The following is a 25,449-nucleotide window of genomic DNA, read 5'->3' as shown; positions in this document are numbered from 1 at the left end:
TTTTTCGAATTCAACCTTTGGATAAATTGTTTCGCATTTTCGCGAATGTCGAGGGCGCGCGTCACGCCCTCGATGAGGTCCTTGTCATCGTCGACATCGACCAGCCTAGAGCATCAGATACGCAGCTCAAATGACGTTTGCCTCACAAAGAGACCTGCGACACAATACTTTCCGGTAACAAGAGAAGAATACTCTCCGGTAACAAAGAACTTTCGTTGCGCATCCGAATACGGAGCGTCTGTCGGGTCACTCGGCGGCGGGGCGACTTCGACACTTCCGGATTCGTCGACGTGCCGTGACTCGTTGTCGGTACGCGGCCGAGCCACATCGAATACTCGGATTCAACGCGCAGCGAGCTCGTGGGGCGGGTCGGCGGGAGCGGTGCCGGACGCGCGACTCGGTGGACGCCTCGGGCCGGGTGAACCGCGCCCGAACTCCCTTGCGCAGCAACAGAGGCCGATCGAGTGGGCCTACAGCTGGGCCGCTCGGGTATGGGGCCCCTGGACCTACGGCCGGTATTGCGGCGGGTACGGCTGGTTCGGGGGTGGGTACGCGCCGTGGGGGTACGGCGGAGGAGGCTGCTGTCCGTATCCGGGCTGACCGTGGGGCGGCTGCCCGTACGACTGCGGCTGGTACGGCTGCGGCGGGTATTGCGGCATCGGCTGCTGCGGATGCGACTGAGGTGGATGCGGGAACTGCGGCTGCGACTGATGCTGTTGCGCGAAAGGCGCCTGCTGGTGCGGTGGAATCGGTGCCGGGTACTGCGGCTGCTGTTGCTGTCGCTCCCGGTCGCTGCGCTCGGAGTACTTGAGCCAGATGAGGACACCGATGATGATCACGAAGACGAGGATGCAGAGAATTCCCCAGAACCAGTTGAACTCGTCACCGCCGCCACCTCCGCCCCCACCTCCGCGCCGGGCCAGGTTCGATTCCACCGAACCGGCCCACACGTTGCCGTCGGCCCACACCTGCGGCTCGAGACCCGTCAACAGGTCGACGAATGACATCAGCTTTCCCCCTGGACGATTGAATACGGCCGACCCGAACGGCCGAGCACAGATGCTAGCGCAAGACCCCGACAACCACCGATCGGGGCGACGGTCACCCGATCCGGCGCGCGCCCGCCGACGGAACAGCAGCGAATGTGTGTGGCTCGGGAAAACCGTTTCCGGCGAACCGCTCTCGTACGGCAGCGCGAACCTGCTCGACGCCGTCGTGGTCGATCAGGGCGATGACGCTGCCGCCGAAACCACCACCGACCAGGCGGGCACCGTACGCGCCCGCCGATAGTGCGGCCGAGACGGCGGCGTTCAGCGCGGGCGTCGACACGTCGAAATCATCACGCAGCGAGGTATGGGACGCGGTGAGCATCGGACCGATCCGGCGCGGATCACCGCCCGCGCGCAGCACGGCGACAACGTCGGCGACTCTGGAGTTCTCCGTGACGACATGCCGGGCCCGGCGCCGCAGCACCGGATCGGCCAACCGGTCGACCACAGCGAGGGAGTCGACTTCCCGCAACGACCGCACCCCCAGATCGGCTGCCGCAGCGTCACATTGCGCACGGCGTTCGGCATAGGCGCCGTCGGTGAGCCGATGCGGGTGGCCGGTGTCGATGACGAGCAATTCGAGCCCGTGCGCGGCCAGGTCGAACGGAATCTGCTCGTAGGCATCGGGTTTCCTCTGAGCGAAGCTCCGCACATCGAGGAACAGCGCGTGTCCCGCGGTGCACAGCAGAGCCGCGCACTGGTCGAGGATGCCGGTCGGCGCGCCCACATAGTTGTTCTCGGCCGCACTCATCAGCTCGATCAACTCGCGGTCGGACACCGTGACATCGAACAGATCTCGCAGTGCGACCGCGACCGCACAGCACAGCGCCGCCGATGACGACAGCCCGGCCCCGATCGGCACCCGGCCGTCGATCCGCAGCTCGACACCGCCGACCGAATATCCGCGCCGCATGAACTCGGCCACCACACCCATCGGATACCGCGCCCAGCCGGGCACCTCGTCGCGTGCCGTATCGAGGCCACCGAGCGCGCGGGCGATATGTTCGCCCGGACGCTGCCGGGAACGCACCGCGACCACGGCATCCGCCCGCCGCCGCGCACCGCACGCGGTGCTCATCGGTAGCGCGATGGGCAGCACGAACCCGTCGTTGTAGTCGGTGTGCTCGCCGATGACGTTGACTCGCCCCGGTGCGACCCAGGTGGCCATGGCAGCGTCGAAATCGTCGTCGGGCACCGCTCCACCCTACGAGACACGCCGTGCCAGCTGTGGTTTCACCGCGACACGATGCGGGATGCACCATGGTGGGTCACGCTCGGTCCGAAGGGATGACCGCCCGCGCAGCGCGGGCCCGGCCGCATGGGGAGCTCCGTGATCGACACCGCCCGACGCCGTATCGGCTTGTCCTGGCCTCGCTGGCCGCGCGCTGTTCGGCAGCGCTCGGCGCGGCCGTTGACCATCGAGATCGCCGCCGCCACCGGAATCGGACCCACCGCACTATCGGCGTTCGACGCCGCCCTGCGCGGGATCGGTGTCGGCGAGGCCAATCTGATCCGGCTCTCCTCGGTGATACCGCCGGGCGCACGGCTCGAACGCACCGAGCGGATCAGCACACCGATCCGCTGGGGCGATCGACTCTATTGCGTATACGCGGCGGGACACGCCGACACCGCGGGAGGGCACGCGGCCGCGGGAATCGGCTGGACCACCCGCGCCGACGGGGCCGGTCTGTTCGTCGAACACGAGGCGGCGACCGCCGATGAGGTCGAACACCTTGTCCGAGCCAGCCTGGCCGATATGACCGAACACCGTCGCGGCGATTTCGCGCCGGTTCGATTGCACACCACCGAAACTCGATCGGATGGGAGTCCGGTCTGCGCGGTGGTCCTCGCCGCATTCGGCGCGACCGGCTGGCACCGACTATGACCGACCTGCACGTGACCACCGAGACCACGATCGACGGTGCCGCCGTCGAACTGTTCCACAACCTCTACGAAGAGGCGTTCGGTCCGCTGCGGACGCGGGCGGCGGCCAGGCAGGTGCTGCATCGCGAGGAGTTCATCGCCGAGATGAGCGATCCGCGGGTACTCAAATATGTCGCGCGCACCGGCGACGGTGCACCCGTCGGCGTCACCACGCTGACCAAGGAACTGGAAACCGTGCCGTGGATCAGTCCCGAGTATTTCCTCGCGCGATATCCGGACCACGCGGCCCGCGATGCGATCTACTACGCGGGTTTCACCCTTGTTGCGCCAAGTACGCGACAGGGGGCCGCGTTTCATGTCATGATCGAATCAGTTGTCCAGGTTCTGGTGGCCGAACGTGCCGCGGTCGGCTGGGACATCTGTTCGTACAACAACACTCGGTTCTCCTTTGCCGACGGCATCCGAGCGGTGCTCGAGGAGCAGGCAGACGTCGCAGTAGCAGTTGAGGATTCCCAGACCTACTACGCGGCCCGATTCTTCGGAACGGGAGCGATGAAGGGGGGCTGATGGAACTTACCGAAGAGCAGTCGACGGGTGGGCGATCGCACTTCGGACATCGGTGGATCAGGTTCGTCCCCGGCGTCGCGATCGTCGCGATCGTGCTACAAACTCTGATCGATTCGCCTGCGCTGTCGCTGACGACGATGGCTCTCGTTGTCGCGGGCGCACTCACCATGATCGGCGCTGGCCTGCATCGGCACGGTCCGCGACGCCCGCTGCCGTGGTATCTGCTGTCGGCCTCGGCGGTGCTGTTCGCCGGGGGCATCGCCCTGCGTGATTTCGCCGACGCACCCACTCGGCCCCTCGATGACATCTTCACCCTCGGTGGCTATCTCGGCATCGGGGTCGCGGCCGTGGCCTGGTTGCGCCCCAGACAGATCCACACCGACTACGATCTGCTGCTCGATTCGGGATTGATCGGCCTCGGTGCGCTCCTGGCCTCGTGGACCTTCCTGATCTCGCCCGCGTTGCGCACCGACGGCCACTTCGGCCATACCGTGGCGACGGCGATCTATCCCATCCTCGACGCATTGCTCCTGACCTTGGTCGCCTATTCGGTGGCGACGACCACCCGCTCGGAAACCTCGCTGCGGCTGCTGCACGGCGGCCTGCTGCTGGCACTGCTCGGCGATCTCGGCTACAACCTCGAGGTGGCGGGCACTCCCGTGGCGGGTCGCGATGTGCTGCTGGCTCCGCTGCTGCTGGCGTACACACTGGTCGGCATCGCAGCCCTGCATCCGACCATGACCTCGCTCGGCGCACCGCATCCCATCCATCCACACCATTCCCGGCAGCGGGCCAGTTTCATCGCGGTCGCGCTGATCGTGGCGTCGTTGATCCCGGTGGTCGGCTCGAATCTGGGCACGATGGACCGGGTGGTGGTGTCGTCGCTGTGCGCGCTGCTGCTGATCGGGGTGCTGGTGCGCAGCGAACGCGCCATCGTGCGCAGTGCCCGCAGCGAGAAACGAGCCCAGTATCAGGCCGATCACGATCTGCTCACCGGTCTGCTGAACCGGGCGGCGCTGTTACGCGCGCTCACCCGCAATCGTGATCACTGGGCCGAACAGCCGCTGTGCCTGCTGTTCATCGACCTGGACGGGTTCAAGATGATCAACGACAGCTATGGCCACGCGGTCGGCGACGAACTCATCGCCAACGCGGCATCGCGGATCCGGCGCGCGGTGCGCCGCGACGATGTGGTGGCGCGCTACGGCGGCGACGAATTCGTCGTGCTCGCCCCACTGGATCGCCAGGCGGCCGAAGGCCTGGCCAAACGGCTGCTGTGCACCTTCATCCGGCCCTTCGAACTCAGTGCGGGCGAGGTGCCGATCACCGCGAGCATCGGCTTGACGTGCAGCGGGCCGCGCGCCGCCGAAGCCGATATCTTCGACCTGCTCCGTGAAGCGGATTCGGCGATGTATCACGCCAAGGAGTACTCGCTCGGCTACGTCTTCTACGACGCGTTCCGGGACGAGACCCGCGCGGCGCCCGAGACCGGCCGCCGCCCCTGGCACCGCGAAACGGCGGTCTGAGCGACCGGGCCCCTCACTCCGACAGTTCGGCGAGCAGCTGTTTGGCCTGTTCCAGTTCGGCCTGCAACTGCTCGACCTTGGACAGCTGCGCGCCGCGTACGGCCTCCAGGATCCCGGCGACCACCTCGGCGACCTCGGGATGCAGCAGCTTGGCTGCCTGGGAGACGGCGGAGCTGCTCACCGGCAACGCGCGCACGGTGCGCTTCTTACCGTTGACCACGTCGACGCTCCACTCACCGTCGGCGGTGCCGGTGATCGTGACGGTGACCTCGGCCGCCCTGGTCTTGCGCGCGGGCGCCTTGGCGGCCTTGGGCTGGGCGGGCACGGCGGGCTGCTGCCGCGCGGAGGCCGCGGTGGCGGCTCCGTTCGAGGTGGGTTCGGCGGCCGGTTTCGCGGCGGCCGCCGGTTTCGCGGCCGGCTGCGGTGCGGGAGCGGAGGACGCGGTGCCTGTCGGGGCCGACGGCTTGGTCACGGTGGTCGGTTCCTTCCTCGTGGTCGGCTTCGGCTGTGCCGGGGCGCCCGCGGCCCGATCCCGCGCGGGCTTGGTGAGGGTCACCTCGGTCGGCGAAAAGGACAGTACATCTTTGGAACCGGTGGGCCGGATCTGGAGGAAATCACCATCGGACGGCTCACCGAGCGCAATGACCTTGCCCGACCGTCCTTCCGGTATGCCCACGGCCGCGGCGGTGAACCACACCATGGGCGGGCGGCCGTCGGCGATCTCGGTGGCGATCTGCTGAATCTCGGTGGCGGACAGGGGTTGCGGTGCGTTCTTGGACTTTGTTCGAGGCGACGACATGGTGCTCTCCGGGCAATTCTCGCGTTTCGTGAAGGGGCCTGCGTGCACAGATGATGCCGCACCCCACCGACAGGTTCTCCCCGCACCCGGTGAATCCCGCCCGCGCGACCGCGTGCGGCGGGCTCCGACGAATCGACATCGATCGCGCCGATCTCGCCACCGCGATGACCCGTATGCGATAACAATAGAACACGTTCTACCGCTCCGGGAAGAGACGAACGGCAGGAAAACGATGACCGAAACCGTCGATCAGCAGGCGCTGACCATGGCCGCCATCGGCAGGCTCACCGGACCGGGCGGGCCGTTCGAGATGACGGTGCAGCAGGTACTCGGTGCGCCGACCCCGCTGCTCGTCCACCGCGAGTGCTGTCTGGGCGATGTCCTCGCGGCCTCCACACACTGGGGCGATCGCGATTATCTGGTCACCGAGAACACCCGGCTGTCGTTCACCGAGCACGCGGCCGCCGCGGGCGCGCTGGCCAGGGCGCTGCGCGAGCGCTACGGCGTCGGCGTCGGCGATCGGGTCGGCATCCTGGCGGCCAACACCCCGGAATGGGTGGTGGCGTTCTGGGCGGCGCAATGTCTCGGCGCCATCGCGGTGGGATACAACGCGTGGTGGGCGCCGCCGGAGATCGCCTACGGCGTCGGCCACACCACGCCGTCGGTACTGATCACCGACGCCAAACGGGCCGAACGCGTCGGGGAACTCGGCCTCGACGTCCCGACGCTGACGATGGAACGCGATATCCCGGCCCTGATAGCAGAGTTCGCCGACGACGAATTGCCGAGGACGCCGGTACAGGAGGACGATCCCGCGGTCATTCTGTACACCAGCGGGACCAGCGGTCGCCCGAAGGGCGTGACCCATTCCCATCGCAACCTCATCGCCGTCATCGGCTACCACCGCTTCAACGATGCGTTGGCGGCGGAGCTGACCGGCAGCGCCGATGACGGCGGCCGGCGATTCCTGCTCACCTCACCGCTGTTCCATATCGCCAGCCTGCACAATCTGGTGGTTCCGCGCCTGGTCAGCGGCGATACGGCGGTGATCCATCAGGGTTCGTTCGACGCCGACCGGGTGCTGCGGCTGATCGAGCGCGAACGGATCAGCAACTGGGGCGCGATGCCGACGATGGCGACCAGACTGCTCGACCGCGATCTCGGCGAGTACGACCTGTCCTCGCTGCGCGCCTTCTCGCTGAACTCGGCGCCTTCCTCGGCGGCGCTGCAACAGCGGCTGCGCGAGCAGCTTCCGGTGGCGCGCGGCGCGCTGGTCACCAGTTATGGCCTCACCGAATGCAGTACGGCCGCCACCTTGGCCGCACCCGCCGAACTCGCCGCCTTCCCGGATACCGTCGGCCGCCCGGTGATGGGCGTATCGGTGGAGATCCACGACGAGACCGGCGCCCCGCTCCCCGACGGCGAGGAAGGCGAGATCTGGGTGCGTGGACCGTATGTGATGCTCGGATATTGGGACGATCCCGCCGCGACAGCGGCCGCGATCACCCCGGACCGCTGGCTGCGCACCGGCGATATCGGAGTGTTCGAAGACGGCCGGTTGCGTTTGTCCGGGCGGCGCTCGGATCTGATCCTGCGCGGCGGCGAGAACGTCTATCCCACCGAGATCGAACAGTGCCTCGACGAGCATCCCGCGGTGCTGGAAAGCGCCGTGCTCGGTGTGCCCGATCCCGATCTCGGGCAGGCGGTCGCCGCGGTCGTGGTGGTCGAGAATCTCACGGCCACCGACGACGCCGAGTTGCGCGAGTTCGCGCGCGCACGTCTGGCGTACTACAAGGTTCCGGCCCGATGGCGGCTGACCACCACCGCCCTGCCCCGCAATGCCACCGGCAAGGTCATCCGGGCGGGCCTACGCCCGTGACGTGCCCACTCACCACGAGATGATCAGCAGCAACAGGGCTGTGTGCACGGTCTGGATCAGACGGTTCAGGTTCTGCTGGATATCGGCGCTGCCCATGTCCGGCCTCGATTCACTCGGCCCAACGCCCCCGAACGGGAGCGGTTCGGTATCACTCCAGTGTGGCAGAGCCCGGCCGGCAGGAAAGCCCCCGTTCACCTGGGCATCGATACGAGGCCTGGCGCCTGAACGGTCCATCGACGTGCCGGGAAATTAGAACTGGTTCTACCATGGTGGAGCCGCGGTTCGCGGTTCGCCAGACGAAGGAGTTGCCGTGTCACTCGACGCATCGGACGCGAGCCTGCTCGCCGCCGTGCAGGCCTCACCGCACGCCGTCGCCGCACACGACCGACCGACGTGGGTGGGTCTGTTCACCGCCGATGCGACGGTTCGCGATCCCGTCGGCGCGCGCCCGCACATCGGACGCGCGGCCATCGAACGGTTCTACGACACCTTCATCGCACCGAACACCATCGAATTCCGGGTGGATCACGATTTCCTCGGACCCGCGAGCGTTGTCCGCGATCTGAGCATCCGGACCACCATGTCCACCGGCGCATGCGTGCTTGTGCCGATGCACCTGCGCTATGACCTCGCCGAGGTCGACGGCGGACTGCGGATCACCCATCTCGCCGCGCACTGGGAACTTCCGGCCATGGTCGCCCAGCTGTTGCGCACGGGCGCACGTGGATTCGGCGCGGGGATGAAGCTGGGCGCGGCGCTGGTGCGCAATCAAGGGGTGGGCGGCGCGGCCGGTATGGCGCGTGGGTTCACCGGAGTCGGCCGGACGGGCAAGCGGGTGGCCGCGGAACTGTTCCAGGCCGCGGGCTCCGGCGACACCGCCCATGTGCGTCGGCTGCTCGGTGCGGGCACGGTGATCGAATGTCCTGTGGGGACCGTGGTTTCCGCCGATGAGTTCACCGATTGGGCGTCGGTGGGTCTGCGTGCGGGCAAGACGATCGCGGCCGGGCGCACGGTGACGGTGAGCGTGGAGCGGGGCGGCGCACCGGCTCTCGTCACGCTCGACTTCGCCGCGGACGCTCCGCGTATCCATACCGTCGGCGTGTTCACCGAACGGGTTCCGGTCCAGGGCTGATCCGCCTGCTCGAGTCCGGTTCTCGGACCAGGGCAGTTCGGGCGCCGCTCGATCGAAGAGCTGACGCCGAGTCATTCGGCCCATGGTCGGCGCCTACCCCTGCGCGCGCACCCACACGATGCTCGGCGGAATATCGCGCAGCACCGGTAGGCGATCGAAGAACGGTGCGCTCACCGCGAGCACCCCGTGCGATGGCCCGTACGAGCAGACCCTGACCTCGGCGATCTTCGGGCTCCACCCCCGCAGCAGGCTTTCGACGCGACTGCGCTTGACACCCCACGGCATGGGCGGTGTCGTGTAGGCGGGCGTTGTGCGGAAACCCGTCATGGTCTTGGCGGAGAACCACGGCGGGATCGTGTCGAACATCAGCTCGGCGCCGGGGAAGCGCGCCGTGATCGCCACGCACAGGCGCCGGACGTCCTCGGGCTCGAAGTACATGAAAAGCCCTTGCGCCGAGACGAAGACGCCACGTTCCGGGCCGTCGACATGGTCGAGCCAGGACAGGTCGAGCGCGCTGACCGGCAGATGACGGCAGCGGTCGGTTGCGGGTAGGAAGCGCTGCCTGATCTCGATGGCCTGCGGCACGTCGACGCACAGCCACCGCACCCGGCCGTCATCACACCGCTGGAACTGGGTTTCCAGCCCGGCCGCCAGTTCCACGACGGTGCCGCCGGGGTGCGCGGCGAGCCAGGGGCGCAGCACTTCGTCGAAGCGCAGCGAACGCACGGCGTGGGTGCCGTCGGGTTTGCCGAAGTACTTCTCGTAGTCGAAGTCGATGGATTCGTAGATCCGCACGCAGTCGGGGTCGTGCAGGATCGCGTCGGGGCGCAGCGATTCGGAGGCCCGGTTGTGCAAGGTCCACAGCATGGTCAGTGGAATGCCGCTGAGCCCGACGTCACCGCTCATCAGACCACCATCTTCCCGCCGCCGAAACGGCTCGCACCAGGATGAACAGCTCTGATGCGAGCAGCCTAACGGCGAAACGGGTCCGGTGGGGTCCTTGCTCCGACCCCCGGCGTCAGGACAGCACGCCGCTGAGTTCGTTCGGGCTTTCGGGCAGCGTCGCCGTGGCGGTCACGGCCCCGGACGCGAGGTCGACGCGGTGCACCGACTTCGTCGCGGTATCGGTGACGTAGGCGATGCCCTCGCGCACGAAGATCGCCGGACGCGCCTGCTGCCATTCCAGCGGTTCCTGCCACGGTTGCACGACCGGGATGGTCCTGGTGACCGTACCCGCCACGGGGTCGATGACGTGGATCTTGCCGTCGGTGCCGAGCACCAGCGCCTCGCCCTGCGGTCCGCGGGCCAGCGAGCGGAAGGTGTAGCTGGTACCGATATCGACCAGCCGCACGGTGGCGGTGGTGGTGTCGATCAACGAAACCTGTTGCGGACGCTCGAGTTCGGCGTCCTTGTCCTGCTTGTAGTCACCGAGCACGATGGGCGAGACATCGCTACCCGCCTGGTTGCCGATCCGACCGTACGGGGTCGGGCTGGTGACCTTGGTGATCGTGCCGTCACGGTAGACCAGCGCACCGGTCTGGCAGCCGACGACCACGGCCTCGCCCTGTGCGGTCGCCTCACCGTGCACACCGGGGCAGTCCTCGTTGCGGGCGATCTCCTTGCGGTCGGCGTCGAGCACCGCGAGACCGACCCTGGATTCCTCGGTGCCGACGGTCACCACCAGCTCACCACCGGCCAATTCGACCGCGACACCGTGGTGCGGCGCTGGCGTCTTGTACACCTCGGTCTCGGGTTTACCGTCAGCGAGTTCGGTCGGGTCGAAGGAGGTGATCTCGCCGCTGCCGTCGGCGAACAGGACGGTGCGCCCGGCGTGGCGGACCACATGTCCCGGCTTCGCGGCGGGGAAGTCGACGCCGGTGAACCGGCCCGCTACCGCGTCGAGCACCTGGAAGCCGTCCTTGGTGGAGACCAGCAGATGCCGGTCGTCACCGGCCGGGTTGAGCCGGTTGAACCCCGCCAGCTCGACCTCACCGGTGGTCGCGAGGGTGTTCGGGTCGAGCAGATAGATGCCGCCGTCGTAGGTGACGGCCAGCGGATCGGCGACGGCAGGCGGATCGGTCCGCTCCGAATCGTCGCTGCCGCAGCCGCTCAGCGCCACCACCGAGGCCAGCAGGCCCGAGAGCGCCACCGTTGTGGTTCGTGTTCGAGTACGCATTGTGCTCCGTTCTGGTACTGCCGGGGTTCGCGGTGTGAAGGCACCGTCGAGGTCTGTGTTCACCGGGTCAGTCCGGTGACGATGGCGTCGGTATTGGCCCGCATCATCTCCAGGTAGGTGCCCGCCCCCTGGCCGGGCGGCGTGAGCGATTCCGAATACAGTCCGACCACCCGCACCTGCACACCGGCCTGTTCGGCGAGGACGCGGGCGAGGCGGTCCGGTTGCGCCGAGTCGGCGAACACGGCTGGCACGTTCGCGGCGCGGATGGCGCCCGCCAGATCGGCCAGATCCGAGGGGCTGGGTGAGGCGAGGGTGGTGCCGCTCGGGATCACCGCACCGAGGACTTCGAAGCCGAAACGCTGTGCCAGATAGCCGAAGACGTGGTGGTTGGTGACGAGTGTGCGTCGTTCGACGGGCACGGTGGCGAACCGCTCGGTCATCCAGGCGGCGAGCCCGTCCAGTTCGGTCAGATAGTGGTCGGCGTTCGCGCGGACGGTGTCGGCATCGATACCGGGCACCTGCGCGAGGACCCGGTCCCTGATCACTTCGACCGCACGCCGCACCCGCTGCGGATCGGTCCAGAAATGCGGGTCGGGTTGTCCGGCGGTGGCGCCCGAGCCGAACCGGATCGGGTCGATCTCGGCGCCGACGTACACCGTCGCCACTCCGGCGTCGGCGGCGGCTTCGACATTGTGGAGCACACCTTCTTCGAGACCGAGACCGTTGGCGACGATCAGTCCGGCCTGTTCGAGTCCCGCGGCCTGCTGGGCCGAGACGGCGAAGGAGTGCGGATCGGCCCCGCGCGGCATGAGCACGGTGACCGGTGCGGCGTCACCGACGATCGCCTGTGTGATGTCACCGAGAATGTCGGTGGTGACCACGATCGCGCCCCGGTCCGGGCCGGAGGCGGCGCACCCGGTGAGGGTGAGCAGAGCGGCGAGCAGGGTGACGAGCACCCGGAAGGACGAGATCATCGGCCGGTCTCCACCATCAGGTCCGGTGCGATATCGAGGGTGAAAGTCCGTGCGATTCGCAGATTGTCGTTGTAGTCGATCTCATGGACGACCCGGGCGGCCGGATCGTTGACATAGGCGCGGTTGGCGTCGACCACGAGCACGGGTACGGCCGCATCTGCCGCGACCGGCGCGGCCAGCACCTTGGTCCGGGCGGTCTCGGTACCGGTCGCCGGGTCATAGCCGTGCAGGATGCCGTCGGCGGTGAGGGCGAGGATGGCGGTGCCCGCGCCCGCGGTCGTGGTCGCGATGACCGGCCCGGTATCGATCCGGGACCAGCGTCGGGTGCTCACCTCGAGGACGCCGACGCCATCGACACCCGAGCGCGTGACCAGCGTCGTGCTTCCGGGGCGATGGAAGAACCCACCCGCGGGTGCGCCCATGCCTTCCGCGAGGGGGATCCTCGTCGCGGCGAATCCCGTCTCCTGCTCGGCGACGAGGACTGCGCCGTCGGCGCAACCGAACACGACGCCGCGGCGGGTGCGGGCCTGTCCACGCGGATCAGCGCAGGGTGTGTCCAGTGCGGTCACCTCGGCGCCGTCGCGGGAACGCACCTCGATCCGGCCCGACGACGACGCGACGACCAACCTGCCCGCATATGGCACCGCGGTCGCGTCCGCGATATCGCCGAGCACCCGTACCGATCCGTTGTCGAGCGTCGCGCGATCGAGCAGGGTGGCCCCGGATTCGCCGAGGGCGGTCACGACCGTCTTATCGCTGTACGCCGCCGTCATCGGGGGTGTATCGAGCGCACCGACGTCCCGCGCGGACGCCCGGTAGTAGTGCACGTGATCGCCGTGATCGACCATCCAACTGCCGCTGTCGATCACCCGCGTCGAACCCGATGCCGAGAGGTAGGCGTAGCGACCGTCGCCCGCTATCGCGGTCACGGCCTCGACCGGATCGAGTTCCACCACTTCTTCGGTGATCAGATCCACGACCCGAACGGCACCGGAAGCGCGGTCGGCGACAACAAGTCTCGGCTGCGCCTCGGCCGTTTCCTCCGCACCGGCGACATAGCCGTGCGGCGTCGGTGCGGTGGGTGCGGATTCGGTTTCTGCACCGCATCCGATCAGCGGGAAGACCAGCGACAGCAGCGCGATCACCGCCACCGGCTGGGTGGCGGCACGCAGGTCGATCCGCTCCCGCAACCGCGCCACCGCTGCCGATACGAAGAACAGCGCCACCGCCGTCGCCGCGATGGTCGCCCCTGCCGCGGTACCGGCATGCCACGAGATGAGCAGGCCGATGACTGTCGATGCCGAGCCGAACGCGGCCGCCAACGCCATCACCATCGGAATCCGGTGCGCGAAGAACATCGCCGCGGCCGGTGGTGCGATGAGCAGACCGAACACCAGCAGCGTCCCCACGATATGGAATGACGCCACGATCGCCAGGGTGAGCAGACCGGTCAGCGCGAACTGCGCCAGCCGCGGACGCAACCCGAGCGTGTGAGCGGTACGCGCGTCGAAGCTGAGCGCGAGGAAGGCGCGATGCCCGAGCACCGTCACCACCAGCGCGACCAGTAAGGCGACCAGCAGGAACACCAGGTCGCGCTCCCCCGTGGCCAGGACATCACCGAAGAGGAATCCGGTGAGATCCACCGCGAACGATTGCGAGTGCGACACGATGATCACCCCGAGTGCCAGCATCCCGACGAACAGCAGGCCGATACCGGTGTCGGCCGACAGCCGCCGATTCCGGCTCAGCACGGTCACCCCCGCCGCCATCGCCGCCGAGCTTGCCAGCGCCCCGAGCAACAGGTTGCCGCCGAGCAGCGAGGCCACCGCGACTCCCGGCAGCATCCCATGTGCCATGGCATCGCTCAGGAAGGCCATGCCGCGCACCACGACCCACGTCCCGGCCAGGGCACACAGACACGAAACCAGCAATCCGCCCCAGAGCGCCCGCTGTACGAAGGACACCTCGAACGGGGTGAACAGCCAATCCATGATGCGACACCCTAGAATGGAAACGATTTTCATTACAAGTTAGGTGACGGGAGTCGCATCATGCAATCACCGGATATCCACCTGGCCGGACTCACCGCGGGCTACCACGGGAATCGGGTGCTGCACGAGGTCACCGCGACCATTCCGGCGGGAAAGATCACCGCCCTGCTCGGCCCCAACGGCTCCGGCAAATCGACGCTGCTCGCGGTGCTGGCCGGGGTGGTGCGGCCGCTGGGCGGGACCGTCACCGGACGCGGCGACCACCGGCCCGCCCTGGTCGTACAACAGAGCGCCGTGCCCGCCACGTTGCCGATCACCGTCCGCGAGACGGTGACGATGGGGCGCTGGGCCCACCGCGGCCCGTGGCGCAGGCTCACCGCCCGCGATCGCGCGATCGTGACCGAATGCCTGGACCGGCTCGCGATCACCGATCTGGCGCATCGCCGCCTCGACACCCTCTCCGGCGGACAGCGCCAACGCGCCCTGCTCGCACAGGCCCTCGCCCAGGAATCGGAGCTATTGCTGCTCGATGAGCCCGCCACCGGACTCGACGCGCAGGCCCGCGAACAGATCGGCCGCTCGATCGCCGAGGTCAGCGCCGCGGGAGTGACCGTCGTGCACGCGACGCACGACCTCGACGACGCCCTGCGCGCGGACCACTGCATTCACCTGCGCGACGGGCGCGTGGCCGCCGAAGGCGAACCCCGAACCGCGCTGCTCGCGCATTCACGCTGATCAGCGCGCTTCTCACCGCTGGCGACGGGATCGATTTCATACCGGGCTGTATGCGGTATTTACTGAGACGCAAAGTCCCAGTAAATTGGTGGTAGCGAGATCTACACCACACGCACGAGGAGACTCCGATGACGCCGTCGACTGTGCCGCTCACCCAGAATGTCGGCAACGACTACCGCGATGCCCTGCACACGCTGTCGGAAGGGTCGGTCAACCGACGCTTCGACCCGTACCTGGACATCGACTGGGATTCGCCGGAAATGGCACTGGACCCGAAGGACCCACGCTGGATCCTGTCCCCCGAGATCGATCCACTCGGCGCCACCCAGTGGTATCGGGACCAGTCGGTGGACCGGCAGATCGAGATCGGCAAATGGCGGGTCGCCAATTCCATCAAGGTCGGCGCCGCGTTCGAGACGATCCTGATCCGCGGAATGATGCAGTACATCATGAAGCTGCCCAACGGGTCGCCGGAGTTCCGTTACTGCTTGCACGAGATGACCGAAGAGTGCAACCACATCCAGATGTTCCAGGAGCTGGTCAACCGGATCGGTGTGGATGTGCCCGGTATGCGGCCGGTCTTCAAGGCGCTGTCGCCGTTCATCGGTGTGGCGGGCGGCTACGCGCATGTCATCCTGTTCATCGGCATTCTCGGCGGTGAGGAGCCGATCGACCATTTCCAGAAGGCGCTGATCCGCGATGGCGCGAATCTGCCGCCGATGGTGCTGCGCACCATGGAGATCCATATCGCCGAAGAGGCGCGGCACATCTCGTTCGCCGGTGAATTCCTCAAGGCGCATATCGCGAAGATGAACCCGGTGAGCACCCAGGTCTGCGCGATCGCCTTCCCACTGGCCATGCGCTGGCTGGCGGGCGAGATCATCGCACCACCGCGGTCGTTCGCGGAGAAATTCGATATTCCGCGCGAGGTGATCAAGGAAGCGTTCTGGCGCAGCCCGCAGTCACGCAAGATCCTGTCCGGATATTTCGGCGATATGCGCGCCCTCGCCGATGAGATCGGGCTGATGAACCCGGTCACGCGACGGTTGTGGAACGCGCTGGGGATCGGTGGCGATCATGCGCGCTATCGCAGCGAACCCGATCGCCGGGTGCGCCACGCCGCCTGAGCAACGCGTGGCCCGCGCCTGCGCGGGCCACGAGTTCGGAGCTAACTATCGGCGGGCCCGGTGAATTCGCGCAGTACCGAGGCGAGTTCGCGGTCGGGGTCGACGTGAATGCCGGTGGTGCGGGCTGCACCGTCGAGGACGAACCAGGTGATGGTGGCGAGTTCGTCGACCACTTGGCCCCGCGAACGATCCGGCGCCGTATCGGCGACCCAGGTGGACAGCACCCCTTCGACCATGGTCACCACCGCGAACGGGACCGAGTCGAAGGGGGTGGCGTCGGTCCCCATCAGCTGCGCGACCGCGGAGATCAGCTCACTGCCCCTGGCCGCGATCCGCAGTTTCAGACTGGCGACGGCGTCGACGGTGTCCTCGCCGCCATAGGGCGGTCCGGTCCGGGCGAACTCGGTGAGGCGCGGATGATCCGACATCCAATCCGCGACCGCGCGGATGGTGCGGGTCAGGATCTCGCGCACCGAGCCGGTGGACATATCGAGCTGCTCATCGAGCTGGGCGGCGAAATCATCGATCAGATATGAGCGGATCCGCCGGTCCAGTTCCTCGCGGCCGCTGAACTGCCGATACACCACCGATTTGGCGACACCGGCCCGCTTGGCGATGCGATGCACCGCGATATCGGCGCCCGCCGGGCTCTCCTCGAGCAGTTCGACCGCGGCCCGCAGGATCGTCAGCTGGCGCTCGCTGTTGTGCCGCTCCCAGCGAGCCTCATAGCCACTGACCGCCGCCGGATTCCGCGGTTGTGGCGAAACCACCGACATGCCAGGCAGTGTACCGAGTCCGCCACCCGCCGGGTTATCAGGCCAATTGCACCAGAACACACCCGGTGATCAAGGCGACGAGTCCGCCGAGCCGGACGGTGGTCACCGGTTTCGCGGGCAGCTGGAACCACCCGCGGTGGTCGATGGCCGCCGAGGCCAGCTGCTGACCGGTGACGGTGAGCGCGATCGTCGTCGCCGCGCCGATATGCGGGATCACCGTGAAGGTGACGGTGACGTAGATTGCCGCCGCGACACCGCCGAGCCAGCCCCACCACGGCACCGTCCGCAGCGGCGCCACCTGCGGGCGCGGCGTCCGCCCGGTGACCAGCAGGGCGATCAGCACGATGGCGATGGTCGCGGTGGCCACGAGGAACGACCACATGCCGGTCGCCATCGGATCGTCGAACTCCGCGCGCAGAGCAGCGTTGACCGCACCCTGCACCGGCAGGACCGCACCGGCGACCAGGCCGAGCACGATCCACGCACTGCGCGAGGCGGTCGAGGACTGCACCTTGCCGCCCTGGCTGCGGATGACGACCACGATTCCGGCCAGTACCGCGAGCGCGCCGAGGATGGTGCCGGGCCCGAGGGCGCGCTGCTGTACACCGAGCAGCCCGCCCACATCGAGCACGATGGAGGCGAACATCTGTCCGGTGACGAACAGTCCGACCGAGGCCAGCGCGCCCAGCCGCGGAAAGAGCAGGATCGCGCTGGTGATGTAGATCGGTGAGGCGATACCGCCGAGCAGCTTCCACGGCTCGTGCGCCAGTACTTCGCCGACGGTGCCCAATGCGCCCCAGCCACCGGCGATTCCGGCCACCAGAGCCAGGAGCACGGCGGAGATCGCCAGTTGCAGGGTGGAGGCGCCGTAGGGGGTGCCCACCGCTTTGTTCAATTGCAAGTTCACCGAGGCTTGCACGGCGAGCAGGCCTCCGATCAACAGGGCCGAAGCCAGAAAAACCACAGTCATTTGGTGTCTCCCGCAGGAATGGACAGAGATATCGCGGATATGAGATCCGGATGTCTATCACCCTCGCGGGTCGCCGCCACCGGGATCAACGACGAATTCCGCAACCGACCATGACCTTTCGCGCATGATTCGGTGGTCCGATGAGCTGCCGGTCATGCGCCGCTGACCGGACTCGGTGGCGGCCGAGCAGCGAGGCGGGTCAGGCACCCATCGGCTCAGCTCCCGAGCGGGCGCAGGCGCAGATCACGGTCGGCCGCGTGCGCGAGGAGCTGTTCATCGTGGCTGATCACGACCACCACCGTCCCGGCGGCGGCGAGTTCACGCATGACCGCGGTGATCGAGCGCAGATGGCGGCCGTCGACGCCGGAACTCGGTTCGTCGAAGACCACGAGCCGGCGCCCGCTGACCCGAGCGGCCGAGATGACCAGGCGCTGCTGCTGTCCACCGGACAGAGCCAGCGGATGCCGGTCACCGAGCCCGGCGAGTCCCAGCTCAGCCAGGAGGTCCGTGTTCTGCGATGTGGTGCCGGGGGCCGAGCCGAGCGCCAGTTCGGCGGTGACGCTGTCGGTGAACAGCTGACGTTGGACGTCCTGCATCACGATCGCCGATTCACGCAGCCGGTCCCGGCGCTGCCAGCGCCGCCCGTCCAGGCACACCGTCCCCCTGTGCCGTTGTAACCCGGTCAGGACGCGCGCCAACGTGGTCTTACCCGCGCCGTTGGGGCCGGTGATCGCCGTGATCGCGCCCGCGGGCAAGTGCGCCGACCCGATATCGAGCACCGGGCGACCGCCGAGGAAACAGCGCAGGTCGTGCAGGGTGACCCCCGACTCGTCCGGCGATACCATCGACTCGGCGGCGACCGCGACGCTCGGCCCCTGCGCGTATGCGGGAACGGTCGCCGCGGGCACGGATCGCACCCGCAGACCGGCCGCGGCGAGCACCTCGTCGGAGAGTCCGTCGAATTCCGCGCCACCCCATTCTTCGGCCACCCGCCCATCGGCGAGCAGGACGACGCGGTCCGTCAGACCACGCAGGTAGTCGAGACGGTGTTCGGCGATGACGACGGTGGTACCGGCCTCGCGCAGTAGGCGAAGGGTGTCGGTGAACCGGGCGACGGCCTCGGTGGACAGGTTGGCGGTCGGTTCGTCGAAGAGCACCACATCGGGCCGGTGGCCGACGGCCGCCGCGGCCGCCACCCGCTGCTGCTGTCCCCCGGACAGCTCGTGCAGTCTGCGTCCGGTGAGGTCGGCCAGATCATGGCGATCGACGAGGGCGGCGACCCGCTCGCGGATCCGCGCCGGTTCGGTGCCGAAGTTCTCCAGGGCGAAGGCGATTTCGTGTTCGGCGGTATCGGTGAAGAACTGGCGGCGTGGATGTTGCAGGACCGTTCCGGTGAACCGGCCGATCTCGTCCAGGGCCAGCTCGGCCAGATCCCGACCGCCGACGCGCACGCCGCCGTCGAGGACGCCGGTGTGGAAATGCGGGATGAGCCCGTTCATCAGGCGAAGCGCGGTGCTCTTGCCCGATCCGCTCGCACCGCACAGCACCACCGTCTCCCCCGGCGCGATATGCAGATCGAGGCCGTCCAGAGTCGGTGCGGCACCGCCCGCGTAACTCCATCGGACGCTGTCGATCTCGATCACGGCTGACCTCCGTACCACAGTGTGGCCAGCACCAGCGCCGCGGCGAGGATCACCGCGATGGCGTCGGCGAGGCGCAGACGCGGCGGATGCATGCTCGTCGGTGTGGTGGTGGAGCCGAGTCCGCGCAACAGCGCGGCGGCCGAGAGATCGTCGGCCACCCGAAGACTGGAGGCGATGAGCGGCACGGTGAAGTACTCGATGCTCAGGATCGGGTGCCGGAGCCAGCCGCGGACACCACCGAGCCCACGCAGGCGCATGGCGTCGCGGACGGCCAGCGCCTCGGCGATGATGGTCGGCACGAATCGCAGCATCACCGCCGCGCTGACCGTCAGCGCCCTCGGCACCCGCGCGGCGCGCAGCGCGGCCGTGAAATCCGCGGGGCCCGTCGTCCGGACCAGGTGCGCAGCGATCCCACCGATGGCGAGCAGCCGCAACAGATAGGCCGCGACCGTCCCGATGACGCCGAGCACCGGATGCCGGACCAGTGCGGGCAGCGCGAAGGCCACCGCGGCGAGAACCGCTGCCGCGGCGGGCAATACGATCACCCGCGTCCATGCGCCCTCACCGATCGCCAGCAGCACCCCCACGATGAGGCAGGCCGCACAGAATCGGAGCCCGCCCGGAGCCATCACGATGACACTGGCGCCGAGGACCAGCAGGATCTTCGTGCGTGGATCCAGGCGTAGTCGCCGGTCACGCCACGACCGGATCGGTGGGTCCTGGGTGAGGGTGGCCATCGACGTCACCGGCCGCACATCGGGACGGTCAAGCCAGGCCCGCCTTCTCGAAATGCTTGTCGAGCAAACGGGATCCGAGCAGTCCGCCGAGGAAGCCGAGGACCACGGTGGACAGGTCGAAGGCGATCAGCACGGTCGGTGAGAGCAGCCGGTCCATCTGTTCCAGATAGTCCGAGCCCATCTGTTGCATGGACGGACTCGAGAAGTAGGCGTCGCGGTCGTAGAACACCGGAAGCAGCGGGCCGACGTACCACATCGCGTAGACCGCGTAGGCGAAGACACCGGCCCAGCGGGATCGGTAGCGGCCGAGCCACAGGATGACCTCGGCGAGTAGCGCGCAACCGACCGTGATGACGAACCCGACGACCGGATGCCCGGTGAGCGTGAGCAATCCGGCGGTGACGATCGCGAAGACGGTGACCATCCCCGCGTGGCGCACCCTGGTGAGGAACAGCATGAACGGCACCCCACCGGCGACGATGCTGGCGGCGAGGGCGAGCAGCATGATCGTCGGGTTGAGGAATCCGAGCGCGTTGATGGCGAAGACGATCACGGTGTAGAGCGCGCCGAAGATTCCGATGGTGATGAGATCGCGCGGACTCATCCGGATATCGATGGTGCGTCGCTGTTCGACCTGCGGCGTGCTCACGATTGTCCTGCCTGTACTCGAGATCCGTCGGCGGCGCTGAGTTGCCAGCCCTTGGCGCGTAGTCGTTCGTTCCAGAATCGTGCGTAGACTCCCGCCGCCGTCAGCAGATCCTCATGCGTTCCGCGCTCGACGATGCGGCCGCGGTCGAGGACCAGGATCTGGTCGGCGGCGAGGACCGTCGACAACCGGTGCGCGACCACGACGACGGTCCGGTCGGCGGCCAGTTCGTGGATCGCGTCGGCGACGGCGGCCTCGTTGACGGGGTCGAGCGCCGCTGTCGCTTCGTCGAGCAGCACGATCGGCGCGTCCTTGAGCAGGGCGCGCGCGATCGACACGCGCTGTTTCTCCCCACCGGACAGGGTGGAACCGGCCTCGCCGACGCGGGTGTCCCAGCCGTCGGGTAGGCGTTCGATCACCTCGTCCAACCGCGCGATCCGGGCGACTCGGGCCAGATCTTCATCGGATGCGGTGGGGTCGGCCATGCGCAGGTTGTCGGCGATGGTGCCCTCGAACAGGTACACGTTCTGGAATACCTGCGCGGTCACCCTGGATACTCCGTCGCTGCCGAGTTCGCGGACGTCACGGCCGCCGATGAGCACCGCGCCGTCATCGACGTCGAAGAAGCGCGCCACGAGTTTGAGCAGGGTGGACTTCCCCGCCCCGGACGGGCCGACCACCGCGGTGAGCGATCCCTGCGGCAGATGGGCATCGATACCGGTGAGCACCGTATCGGCTCCGCCATAGCCGAAGGTGACACCCCGCAGTTCGACATCGGCGCCCGCGGGTTCGGCGCCCTGCGCCGGTTCGGGCAGCGGCGCCACCGCGAGCAGCGCCCGCACCCGCTGGATGGCATCGGCGTTCACCTGCACATGTCCGGCGAGTTCACCGAGCTGGGCCAGTGGGTCGAGCATCCGCAGCGTGATGATCAACAGCCCGATCATGGTGGGCACCGCGAGGGTTCCGTCCACTGCGAATGCCACGGCCAATGCGATGACACCGGTGAGGACGAGCTGCACCGTGCCGAAGAAGGCGATCATGCCCCAGGCGCCGCGAATGGTGAGCCGCGATTGCGACAGCTGCTGGCGTTCCAGCGATTCCTCGAGCGTGCCGAGTTCGGGCCGTCGACGCACACCGTAGGCGCGCAGGGTCGGTTGCTGCCGGGCGAACTCGACGATCCGGGAGGCGGAGACGCCGATATCGTGCTCGTACTGATCATCATTGCGGTGGATGATCACCATCAACAGCCACAGCGCGAAGGCGCACAGCACGGTGCCCGCGGTGAAGGCCAGCCCGATCCGCCAATCGAGGACGTAGCTGCCGATGATCATGGTGATCGGGGCGGTGACACCGACCACCACATGCCGCAGCAGATGCGCCGGAATATTGGCCACGTCCATGGTGGCCTTGCTGAGCAGACGGCCGACCGGCCCGGTGCGATCACCGTCGAACCAGCCGATCGGCAAGCGCGCCAGATGGTTTCCGATCCTGGTGTGGAAACTGGTGAGCACATCGGTGCCCACCAGATATCCCATCGAAGTGCTCCAGGAGAACAGCACATGGTGCACACCGACCACCGCCGCGATCGCCGCGATCCAACCTCCGACGGCCGTGCCGTCGACCGGATCGGCCGCCAGCGCGCCGATCAACGGCGCGACGAACAGGAACCCGAGCCCCTGAAGCACACCCTGTGCGCCTTGCAGCCACAGCATGGTGCGCAGTCGGCGGCGGCCACCGTCGTCGAGCAACTCCATCAGATAGCGAATCATCGTAATCATCGACCGACCCCCATCTCCGCCGCGACGACCGTATGGGCGCGCTGATCGTGTTCCCACAGCCGGGCGTACAGACCGGCTCCGGCCAGAAGTTCCTCGTGCGTCCCTTGTTCGGCGATACCGCCACCGTCGAGCACGACGATGCGGTCCGCGCCGCGAATCGTGCTGAGCCGGTGGGCGATCACCAGCACCGTCCGGCCCGCCGCGACCTCGCTCAACGCATCCTGAATCCTGGCTTCGTTCTCCGGGTCCGCACTGGCGGTGGCCTCATCGAGCACCAGCACCGGGCGGTCGGCCAGAATGGCGCGGGCGATGCAGACGCGTTGTTGTTCACCACCGGACAGCTGCGCGTCCTCGCCGACCACCGAGTCCAGTCCGCGGGGCAGCTCGATGACGCGTTCGAGGATCTGCGCTTTCCGCGCCGCCTCGATGACCGCGGCGTCGTCGGCGTCCGGGCGGCCGAGGCGGATATTGTCCCGGATGCTCATGCGGAGCAGATCGGCGTCCTGGAGGACGAAGGCCACCTGCTGATACAGCTGCGCCGGATCGGCTTCCCGCAGGTCCACGCCGTACAGTTCCACCGAGCCCGCCGCCGGATCGTCGAAGCGCGGCAGCAGTTTCGCGAGGGTGGACTTGCCGGAGCCGGAGGGGCCGACCAGCGCGGTGATGGTGCCGCGGTGGAGTGCGAGGTCGATACCGTCGAGGGCGATGGTGTCGCCGTAGGTGTATCGGACGCCGCGCATCCGCACCACCGGACCGTCGTAGGTGGGATCGAAGGGCTTCGGGTCGGCGGCGGTCGGCAGTTCGGGGCCCGACAGCAGCTCCCGGATGCTCTGCGCCACTTGCAGTGCGGTGACCAGCGGATGCACCGTCATCATGACGGTCATCAACCCCGCGGTGATGACGGTGCCGAAGACCAGGAAGGCCACCAGGCTCACCAGCGGCAGATGTCCGGTGAGGGTGAGCACGGATCCCGCGCTCGCGACAACCACCAGCACGCTCGGCGGTGACACCAGTACCTCGGCGATGACGCCCGCGACACTCGTCGACTTGGACCAGCTGAGGAAGAAGTGCGCGAAGTTGGTCGAGACATCCTGGAACCGGCGGTTAGCCACCCCTGGCGTGCCGAACGCTTTCACCACGCCGATGCCGTTGACGAATTCCACCGCGGCGCCGTTGAGGCGTTCGAGCCACTGCATGAACTCCGGGTATTTGGACCCCGCCCCCGCCATCGCACGTTGGTAGACGAGCAGACCGATGATCATGGGTAGCAACGTGATCAGCGCCATCCGCCAATCGACGTAGAACAGGTAGCCGATGGCGACCACCGGCGGCACCGCGGCGGCGGTGAGTTCGACCACCGAATGCGCGATGAGCTGATGCAGCGCCGCCACATCGTCTTCCACGGTCTTCTTCACCAGACCGGAGTTGCGGTCGGTGAACCAGGTCAGCGGAACCCGCTCGAGTTTGGCGAGCAGATCACGTCGGATGCGGAACGAGACCCGGATATCGGCCAGGTGGGTCAGTACCCCGGCGCCGAAGGTCCCGAGCTGGCGCACCGCGAGGCCCACCAGTGCCACCACGATGATCGGCCACACCTCGGTATCGCCGGCCAGCAACCGCCTGCTGATCTCGACCACCGCGATCAGCGGCGCCATCCCGGCCAGCGCGCTGACCGCGGTGAGGACGGCACATCCGATCAAGGTCGATCGACCGGCGGCGAGAACCGAAGGCGCTGCCACGACGGAGCGATCTGACATACCCAACCCTTCGATCGTCATGAGTCCCCGACCCAGACATTTCCGTTAATGACAATCATTGTCAATCGATACTGTAGCGCGCGATCCCCGGCCGGTTCACCACCGGCCCGTGCCGAACCACCTCGCGCCCGACATCGTCGGGGTGCACCGCCCCGTACTTCGCCAGCAGCGAATCACGTTTGCGTGGATGCAGATTCGCCAGCGTCACATCGCCCGAATAGTGGTCGAGCACTCGTTTGTCCATGACCGCTCGCCACCACGGCGCGATGGCGGCCAGCATCAGCATCGTGATGTACCCCGCGGGCAATTGCGGTGCACCGGCGGCGCTGCGCAGTGTGTGATAGCGGCGACCCGGATACATGTGATGGTCGCTGTGGCGTTGCAGGTTGAACAGGAAGGCATTGGTGAGGATGCGGTCGCTGTTCCAGCTGTCGCGCGGCGTGCAGCGCCGATAGCGGCCGTCGGGCAGCTGCTCGCGCAGCAGGCCGTAATGCTCGACGTAGTTCACCGCCTCCAGCAATACGATGCCGACAACCGCCTGCACCACGAGCCACGGCAGCACCCCCGGACCGAACGCCAGCATCAACGCACCGAACAGCACGGCGGTCGCCGCCCACGCCGACAGGATCTGGTTGTCGACACACCACCAGGACTTACCCTTGCGCCGCAACCGTTCCCGCTCCAGCCGCAGCGCCGAACGAAATCCGCCGAACACGCATCGCGGCAGGAATTCCCACAGCGATTCACCGAGCCTGCTGCTGGCCGGATCACGCGGCGTCGCGACCCACACGTGATGCCCGCGGTTGTGCTCCACCGGGAAATGGCCGTAGCCGGACTGAGCGAGCGCTGCCATGGCCAGTACGCGTTCCAGTCGCCGCACCCGGTGGCCCAGCTCGTGCGCGACGTTCGCTCCGATACCGCTGACGAATCCGACGGTCACCGCGAGACCGAGTTCGGCCATCGTGCTCAGTTCATCGCCCGCCCACAGATAGCTCGCGACCACCAGGCTCGCGAATTGCACCGGCAGGAACGAATAGAGGCACCAACGGTAGAAACGGCCCTCGGCCACAGCGGCGTACTCGTCGGCACTCAGGTCGCTGCTGTCGTCGCCCACCAGCCGATCCAGCACCGGGATCACGAGGAACACGATGATCGGACCGATCCACCAGAACAGCTCGACACCGGTCCGGTACACCAGCTGCGAGGGCAGTAGCGCACAGGCGGGCGCGACGAAACCGAGCATCCACAGATAACGCTTCGGGCCGCCGACCCGCGTCCCGGCCGCACCGGAGACCTTCATACC

Annotated in this window: 22 protein-coding genes; 7 read left to right on the top strand and 15 right to left on the bottom strand. The window is 67.7% G+C overall.

The genetic code is table 11. From position 1 onward, the window contains the following. Nucleotides 1–506: 506 nt before the first annotated feature. The gene (locus QH168_RS14240) at nucleotides 507–1,007 is read right to left on the bottom strand and encodes a hypothetical protein (protein ID WP_280235114.1); all 501 of its coding nucleotides are present in this window, start codon (nucleotides 1,005–1,007) and stop codon (nucleotides 507–509) included. Nucleotides 1,008–1,101: 94 nt separating this feature from the next. Then, nucleotides 1,102–2,217 carry a galactokinase gene (gene galK / locus QH168_RS14235; protein WP_280235210.1) on the bottom strand — a complete coding sequence of 372 codons (1,116 nt, stop codon included), beginning with the start codon at nucleotides 2,215–2,217 and terminating at the stop codon, nucleotides 1,102–1,104. A 162-nt stretch (nucleotides 2,218–2,379) separates the two neighbouring features. Between galK and QH168_RS14230 the strand changes: the two genes are divergently transcribed. From QH168_RS14230 to QH168_RS14220, 3 genes are read left to right on the top strand one after another with little or no spacing between them, the layout of a single operon-like run. Further along, nucleotides 2,380–2,934: a pyruvoyl-dependent arginine decarboxylase gene (locus QH168_RS14230; protein ID WP_280235113.1), complete on the top strand. Its 555-nt coding sequence runs from the start codon at nucleotides 2,380–2,382 to the stop codon at nucleotides 2,932–2,934. After that, the gene (locus tag QH168_RS14225) at nucleotides 2,931–3,500 is read left to right on the top strand and encodes a hypothetical protein (protein WP_280235112.1); all 570 of its coding nucleotides are present in this window, start codon (nucleotides 2,931–2,933) and stop codon (nucleotides 3,498–3,500) included. Before QH168_RS14230 ends, QH168_RS14225 begins: the two co-directional genes overlap by 4 nt. Further along, nucleotides 3,500–5,026 (top strand): GGDEF domain-containing protein, encoded by a 1,527-nt coding sequence (locus QH168_RS14220; protein WP_280235111.1) that lies wholly within the window; start codon nucleotides 3,500–3,502, stop codon nucleotides 5,024–5,026. The genes QH168_RS14225 and QH168_RS14220 overlap by 1 nt, the downstream gene beginning before the upstream one ends. A 13-nt stretch (nucleotides 5,027–5,039) precedes the next feature. On the opposite strand, the gene QH168_RS14215 is transcribed toward QH168_RS14220, so the two are convergent. Next, entirely contained in the window at nucleotides 5,040–5,825 is a 786-nt protein-coding gene (locus QH168_RS14215; protein WP_280235110.1) for a DUF6319 family protein, read from the bottom strand. Nucleotides 5,826–6,057: 232 nt separating this feature from the next. Here QH168_RS14215 and QH168_RS14210 point away from each other — a divergent pair, with 232 nt between their 5' ends. After that, nucleotides 6,058–7,704 (top strand): class I adenylate-forming enzyme family protein, encoded by a 1,647-nt coding sequence (locus QH168_RS14210; RefSeq protein ID WP_280235109.1) that lies wholly within the window; start codon nucleotides 6,058–6,060, stop codon nucleotides 7,702–7,704. Between the two features lie 310 nt (nucleotides 7,705–8,014). After that, nucleotides 8,015–8,836 (top strand): nuclear transport factor 2 family protein, encoded by an 822-nt coding sequence (locus QH168_RS14205; RefSeq protein WP_280235108.1) that lies wholly within the window; start codon nucleotides 8,015–8,017, stop codon nucleotides 8,834–8,836. Between the two features lie 93 nt (nucleotides 8,837–8,929). Here the strand turns inward: QH168_RS14205 and QH168_RS14200 are convergent, their stop codons facing one another. The 4 genes from QH168_RS14200 to aztB form a co-directional block, all read right to left on the bottom strand. After that, nucleotides 8,930–9,742 (bottom strand): class I SAM-dependent methyltransferase, encoded by an 813-nt coding sequence (locus QH168_RS14200; RefSeq protein WP_280235107.1) that lies wholly within the window; start codon nucleotides 9,740–9,742, stop codon nucleotides 8,930–8,932. A gap of 112 nt (nucleotides 9,743–9,854) precedes the next feature. After that, a complete protein-coding gene (gene aztD / locus QH168_RS14195) occupies nucleotides 9,855–11,012 on the bottom strand; it encodes a zinc metallochaperone AztD (RefSeq protein ID WP_280235106.1) in 1,158 nt (385 codons plus the stop codon). A 59-nt stretch (nucleotides 11,013–11,071) separates the two neighbouring features. Beyond that, on the bottom strand, nucleotides 11,072–11,986 hold the full coding sequence (gene aztC, locus QH168_RS14190) for a zinc ABC transporter substrate-binding protein AztC (RefSeq protein WP_280235105.1): 915 nt from the start codon (nucleotides 11,984–11,986) through the stop codon (nucleotides 11,072–11,074). Next, nucleotides 11,983–13,977 (bottom strand): zinc ABC transporter permease AztB, encoded by a 1,995-nt coding sequence (gene aztB, locus QH168_RS14185; protein ID WP_280235103.1) that lies wholly within the window; start codon nucleotides 13,975–13,977, stop codon nucleotides 11,983–11,985. Before aztB ends, aztC begins: the two co-directional genes overlap by 4 nt. A gap of 60 nt (nucleotides 13,978–14,037) precedes the next feature. Between aztB and aztA the strand changes: the two genes are divergently transcribed. Beyond that, a complete protein-coding gene (aztA, locus tag QH168_RS14180; protein WP_280235102.1) occupies nucleotides 14,038–14,712 on the top strand; it encodes a zinc ABC transporter ATP-binding protein AztA in 675 nt (224 codons plus the stop codon). A 128-nt stretch (nucleotides 14,713–14,840) separates the two neighbouring features. Next, nucleotides 14,841–15,839: an AurF N-oxygenase family protein gene (locus QH168_RS14175; protein ID WP_280235101.1), complete on the top strand. Its 999-nt coding sequence runs from the start codon at nucleotides 14,841–14,843 to the stop codon at nucleotides 15,837–15,839. Between the two features lie 41 nt (nucleotides 15,840–15,880). Here QH168_RS14175 and QH168_RS14170 read toward each other — a convergent pair whose 3' ends face one another. The 8 genes from QH168_RS14170 to QH168_RS14135 form a co-directional block, all read right to left on the bottom strand. Then, nucleotides 15,881–16,615, bottom strand: a complete 735-nt coding sequence (locus QH168_RS14170) for a TetR/AcrR family transcriptional regulator (RefSeq protein WP_280235100.1) — start codon at nucleotides 16,613–16,615, stop codon at nucleotides 15,881–15,883. Nucleotides 16,616–16,652: 37 nt separating this feature from the next. Next, complete coding sequence (locus tag QH168_RS14165; protein WP_280235099.1) at nucleotides 16,653–17,585, bottom strand: DMT family transporter; 933 nt, start codon at nucleotides 17,583–17,585, stop codon at nucleotides 16,653–16,655. Nucleotides 17,586–17,800: 215 nt separating this feature from the next. Further along, nucleotides 17,801–19,228, bottom strand: coding sequence for an ABC transporter ATP-binding protein (locus QH168_RS14160; protein WP_280235098.1), 1,428 nt, complete (start codon nucleotides 19,226–19,228; stop codon nucleotides 17,801–17,803). After that, nucleotides 19,225–19,983, bottom strand: coding sequence for an energy-coupling factor transporter transmembrane component T (locus tag QH168_RS14155; protein ID WP_280235097.1), 759 nt, complete (start codon nucleotides 19,981–19,983; stop codon nucleotides 19,225–19,227). The genes QH168_RS14160 and QH168_RS14155 overlap by 4 nt, the downstream gene beginning before the upstream one ends. A gap of 10 nt (nucleotides 19,984–19,993) precedes the next feature. Further along, nucleotides 19,994–20,614, bottom strand: a complete 621-nt coding sequence (locus tag QH168_RS14150) for an MptD family putative ECF transporter S component (RefSeq protein WP_280235096.1) — start codon at nucleotides 20,612–20,614, stop codon at nucleotides 19,994–19,996. After that, nucleotides 20,611–22,389: an ABC transporter ATP-binding protein gene (locus QH168_RS14145; RefSeq protein WP_280235095.1), complete on the bottom strand. Its 1,779-nt coding sequence runs from the start codon at nucleotides 22,387–22,389 to the stop codon at nucleotides 20,611–20,613. Before QH168_RS14145 ends, QH168_RS14150 begins: the two co-directional genes overlap by 4 nt. Further along, on the bottom strand, nucleotides 22,386–24,146 hold the full coding sequence (locus QH168_RS14140) for an ABC transporter ATP-binding protein (RefSeq protein ID WP_280235094.1): 1,761 nt from the start codon (nucleotides 24,144–24,146) through the stop codon (nucleotides 22,386–22,388). The genes QH168_RS14145 and QH168_RS14140 overlap by 4 nt, the downstream gene beginning before the upstream one ends. A gap of 61 nt (nucleotides 24,147–24,207) precedes the next feature. Then, nucleotides 24,208–25,446 (bottom strand): alkane 1-monooxygenase, encoded by a 1,239-nt coding sequence (locus QH168_RS14135; protein WP_280235093.1) that lies wholly within the window; start codon nucleotides 25,444–25,446, stop codon nucleotides 24,208–24,210. Between the last annotated feature and the right edge of the window lie 3 nt (nucleotides 25,447–25,449).

The sequence above is a fragment of the Nocardia cyriacigeorgica genome, from assembly GCF_029868385.1.
Taxonomy (GTDB): Bacteria; Actinomycetota; Actinomycetes; order Mycobacteriales; family Mycobacteriaceae; genus Nocardia; species Nocardia cyriacigeorgica_F.
The sequence above is the reverse complement of the archived record's forward strand: the minus strand, read 5'-3'. Positions and strand labels throughout refer to the sequence as shown.

Bases quoted from the DNA above. Each gene is read 5' to 3' on its own strand.
- QH168_RS14220 (WP_280235111.1), top strand. From the start codon at position 3,500: ATGGAACTTACCGAAGAGCAGTCGACGGGTGGGCGATCGCACTTCGGA.
- QH168_RS14135 (WP_280235093.1), bottom strand. From the start codon at position 25,446: ATGAAGGTCTCCGGTGCGGCCGGGACGCGGGTCGGCGGCCCGAAGCGT.
- aztB (WP_280235103.1), bottom strand. From the start codon at position 13,977: ATGGATTGGCTGTTCACCCCGTTCGAGGTGTCCTTCGTACAGCGGGCG.
- QH168_RS14175 (WP_280235101.1), top strand. From the start codon at position 14,841: ATGACGCCGTCGACTGTGCCGCTCACCCAGAATGTCGGCAACGACTAC.
- QH168_RS14200 (WP_280235107.1), bottom strand. From the start codon at position 9,742: ATGAGCGGTGACGTCGGGCTCAGCGGCATTCCACTGACCATGCTGTGG.
- aztA (WP_280235102.1), top strand. From the start codon at position 14,038: ATGCAATCACCGGATATCCACCTGGCCGGACTCACCGCGGGCTACCAC.
- aztC (WP_280235105.1), bottom strand. From the start codon at position 11,986: ATGATCTCGTCCTTCCGGGTGCTCGTCACCCTGCTCGCCGCTCTGCTC.
- QH168_RS14210 (WP_280235109.1), top strand. From the start codon at position 6,058: ATGACCGAAACCGTCGATCAGCAGGCGCTGACCATGGCCGCCATCGGC.
- aztD (WP_280235106.1), bottom strand. From the start codon at position 11,012: ATGCGTACTCGAACACGAACCACAACGGTGGCGCTCTCGGGCCTGCTG.
- QH168_RS14225 (WP_280235112.1), top strand. From the start codon at position 2,931: ATGACCGACCTGCACGTGACCACCGAGACCACGATCGACGGTGCCGCC.
- QH168_RS14240 (WP_280235114.1), bottom strand. From the start codon at position 1,007: ATGTCATTCGTCGACCTGTTGACGGGTCTCGAGCCGCAGGTGTGGGCC.
- QH168_RS14170 (WP_280235100.1), bottom strand. From the start codon at position 16,615: ATGTCGGTGGTTTCGCCACAACCGCGGAATCCGGCGGCGGTCAGTGGC.
- QH168_RS14215 (WP_280235110.1), bottom strand. From the start codon at position 5,825: ATGTCGTCGCCTCGAACAAAGTCCAAGAACGCACCGCAACCCCTGTCC.
- QH168_RS14140 (WP_280235094.1), bottom strand. From the start codon at position 24,146: ATGTCAGATCGCTCCGTCGTGGCAGCGCCTTCGGTTCTCGCCGCCGGT.
- QH168_RS14145 (WP_280235095.1), bottom strand. From the start codon at position 22,389: ATGATTACGATGATTCGCTATCTGATGGAGTTGCTCGACGACGGTGGC.
- galK (WP_280235210.1), bottom strand. From the start codon at position 2,217: ATGGCCACCTGGGTCGCACCGGGGCGAGTCAACGTCATCGGCGAGCAC.
- QH168_RS14165 (WP_280235099.1), bottom strand. From the start codon at position 17,585: ATGACTGTGGTTTTTCTGGCTTCGGCCCTGTTGATCGGAGGCCTGCTC.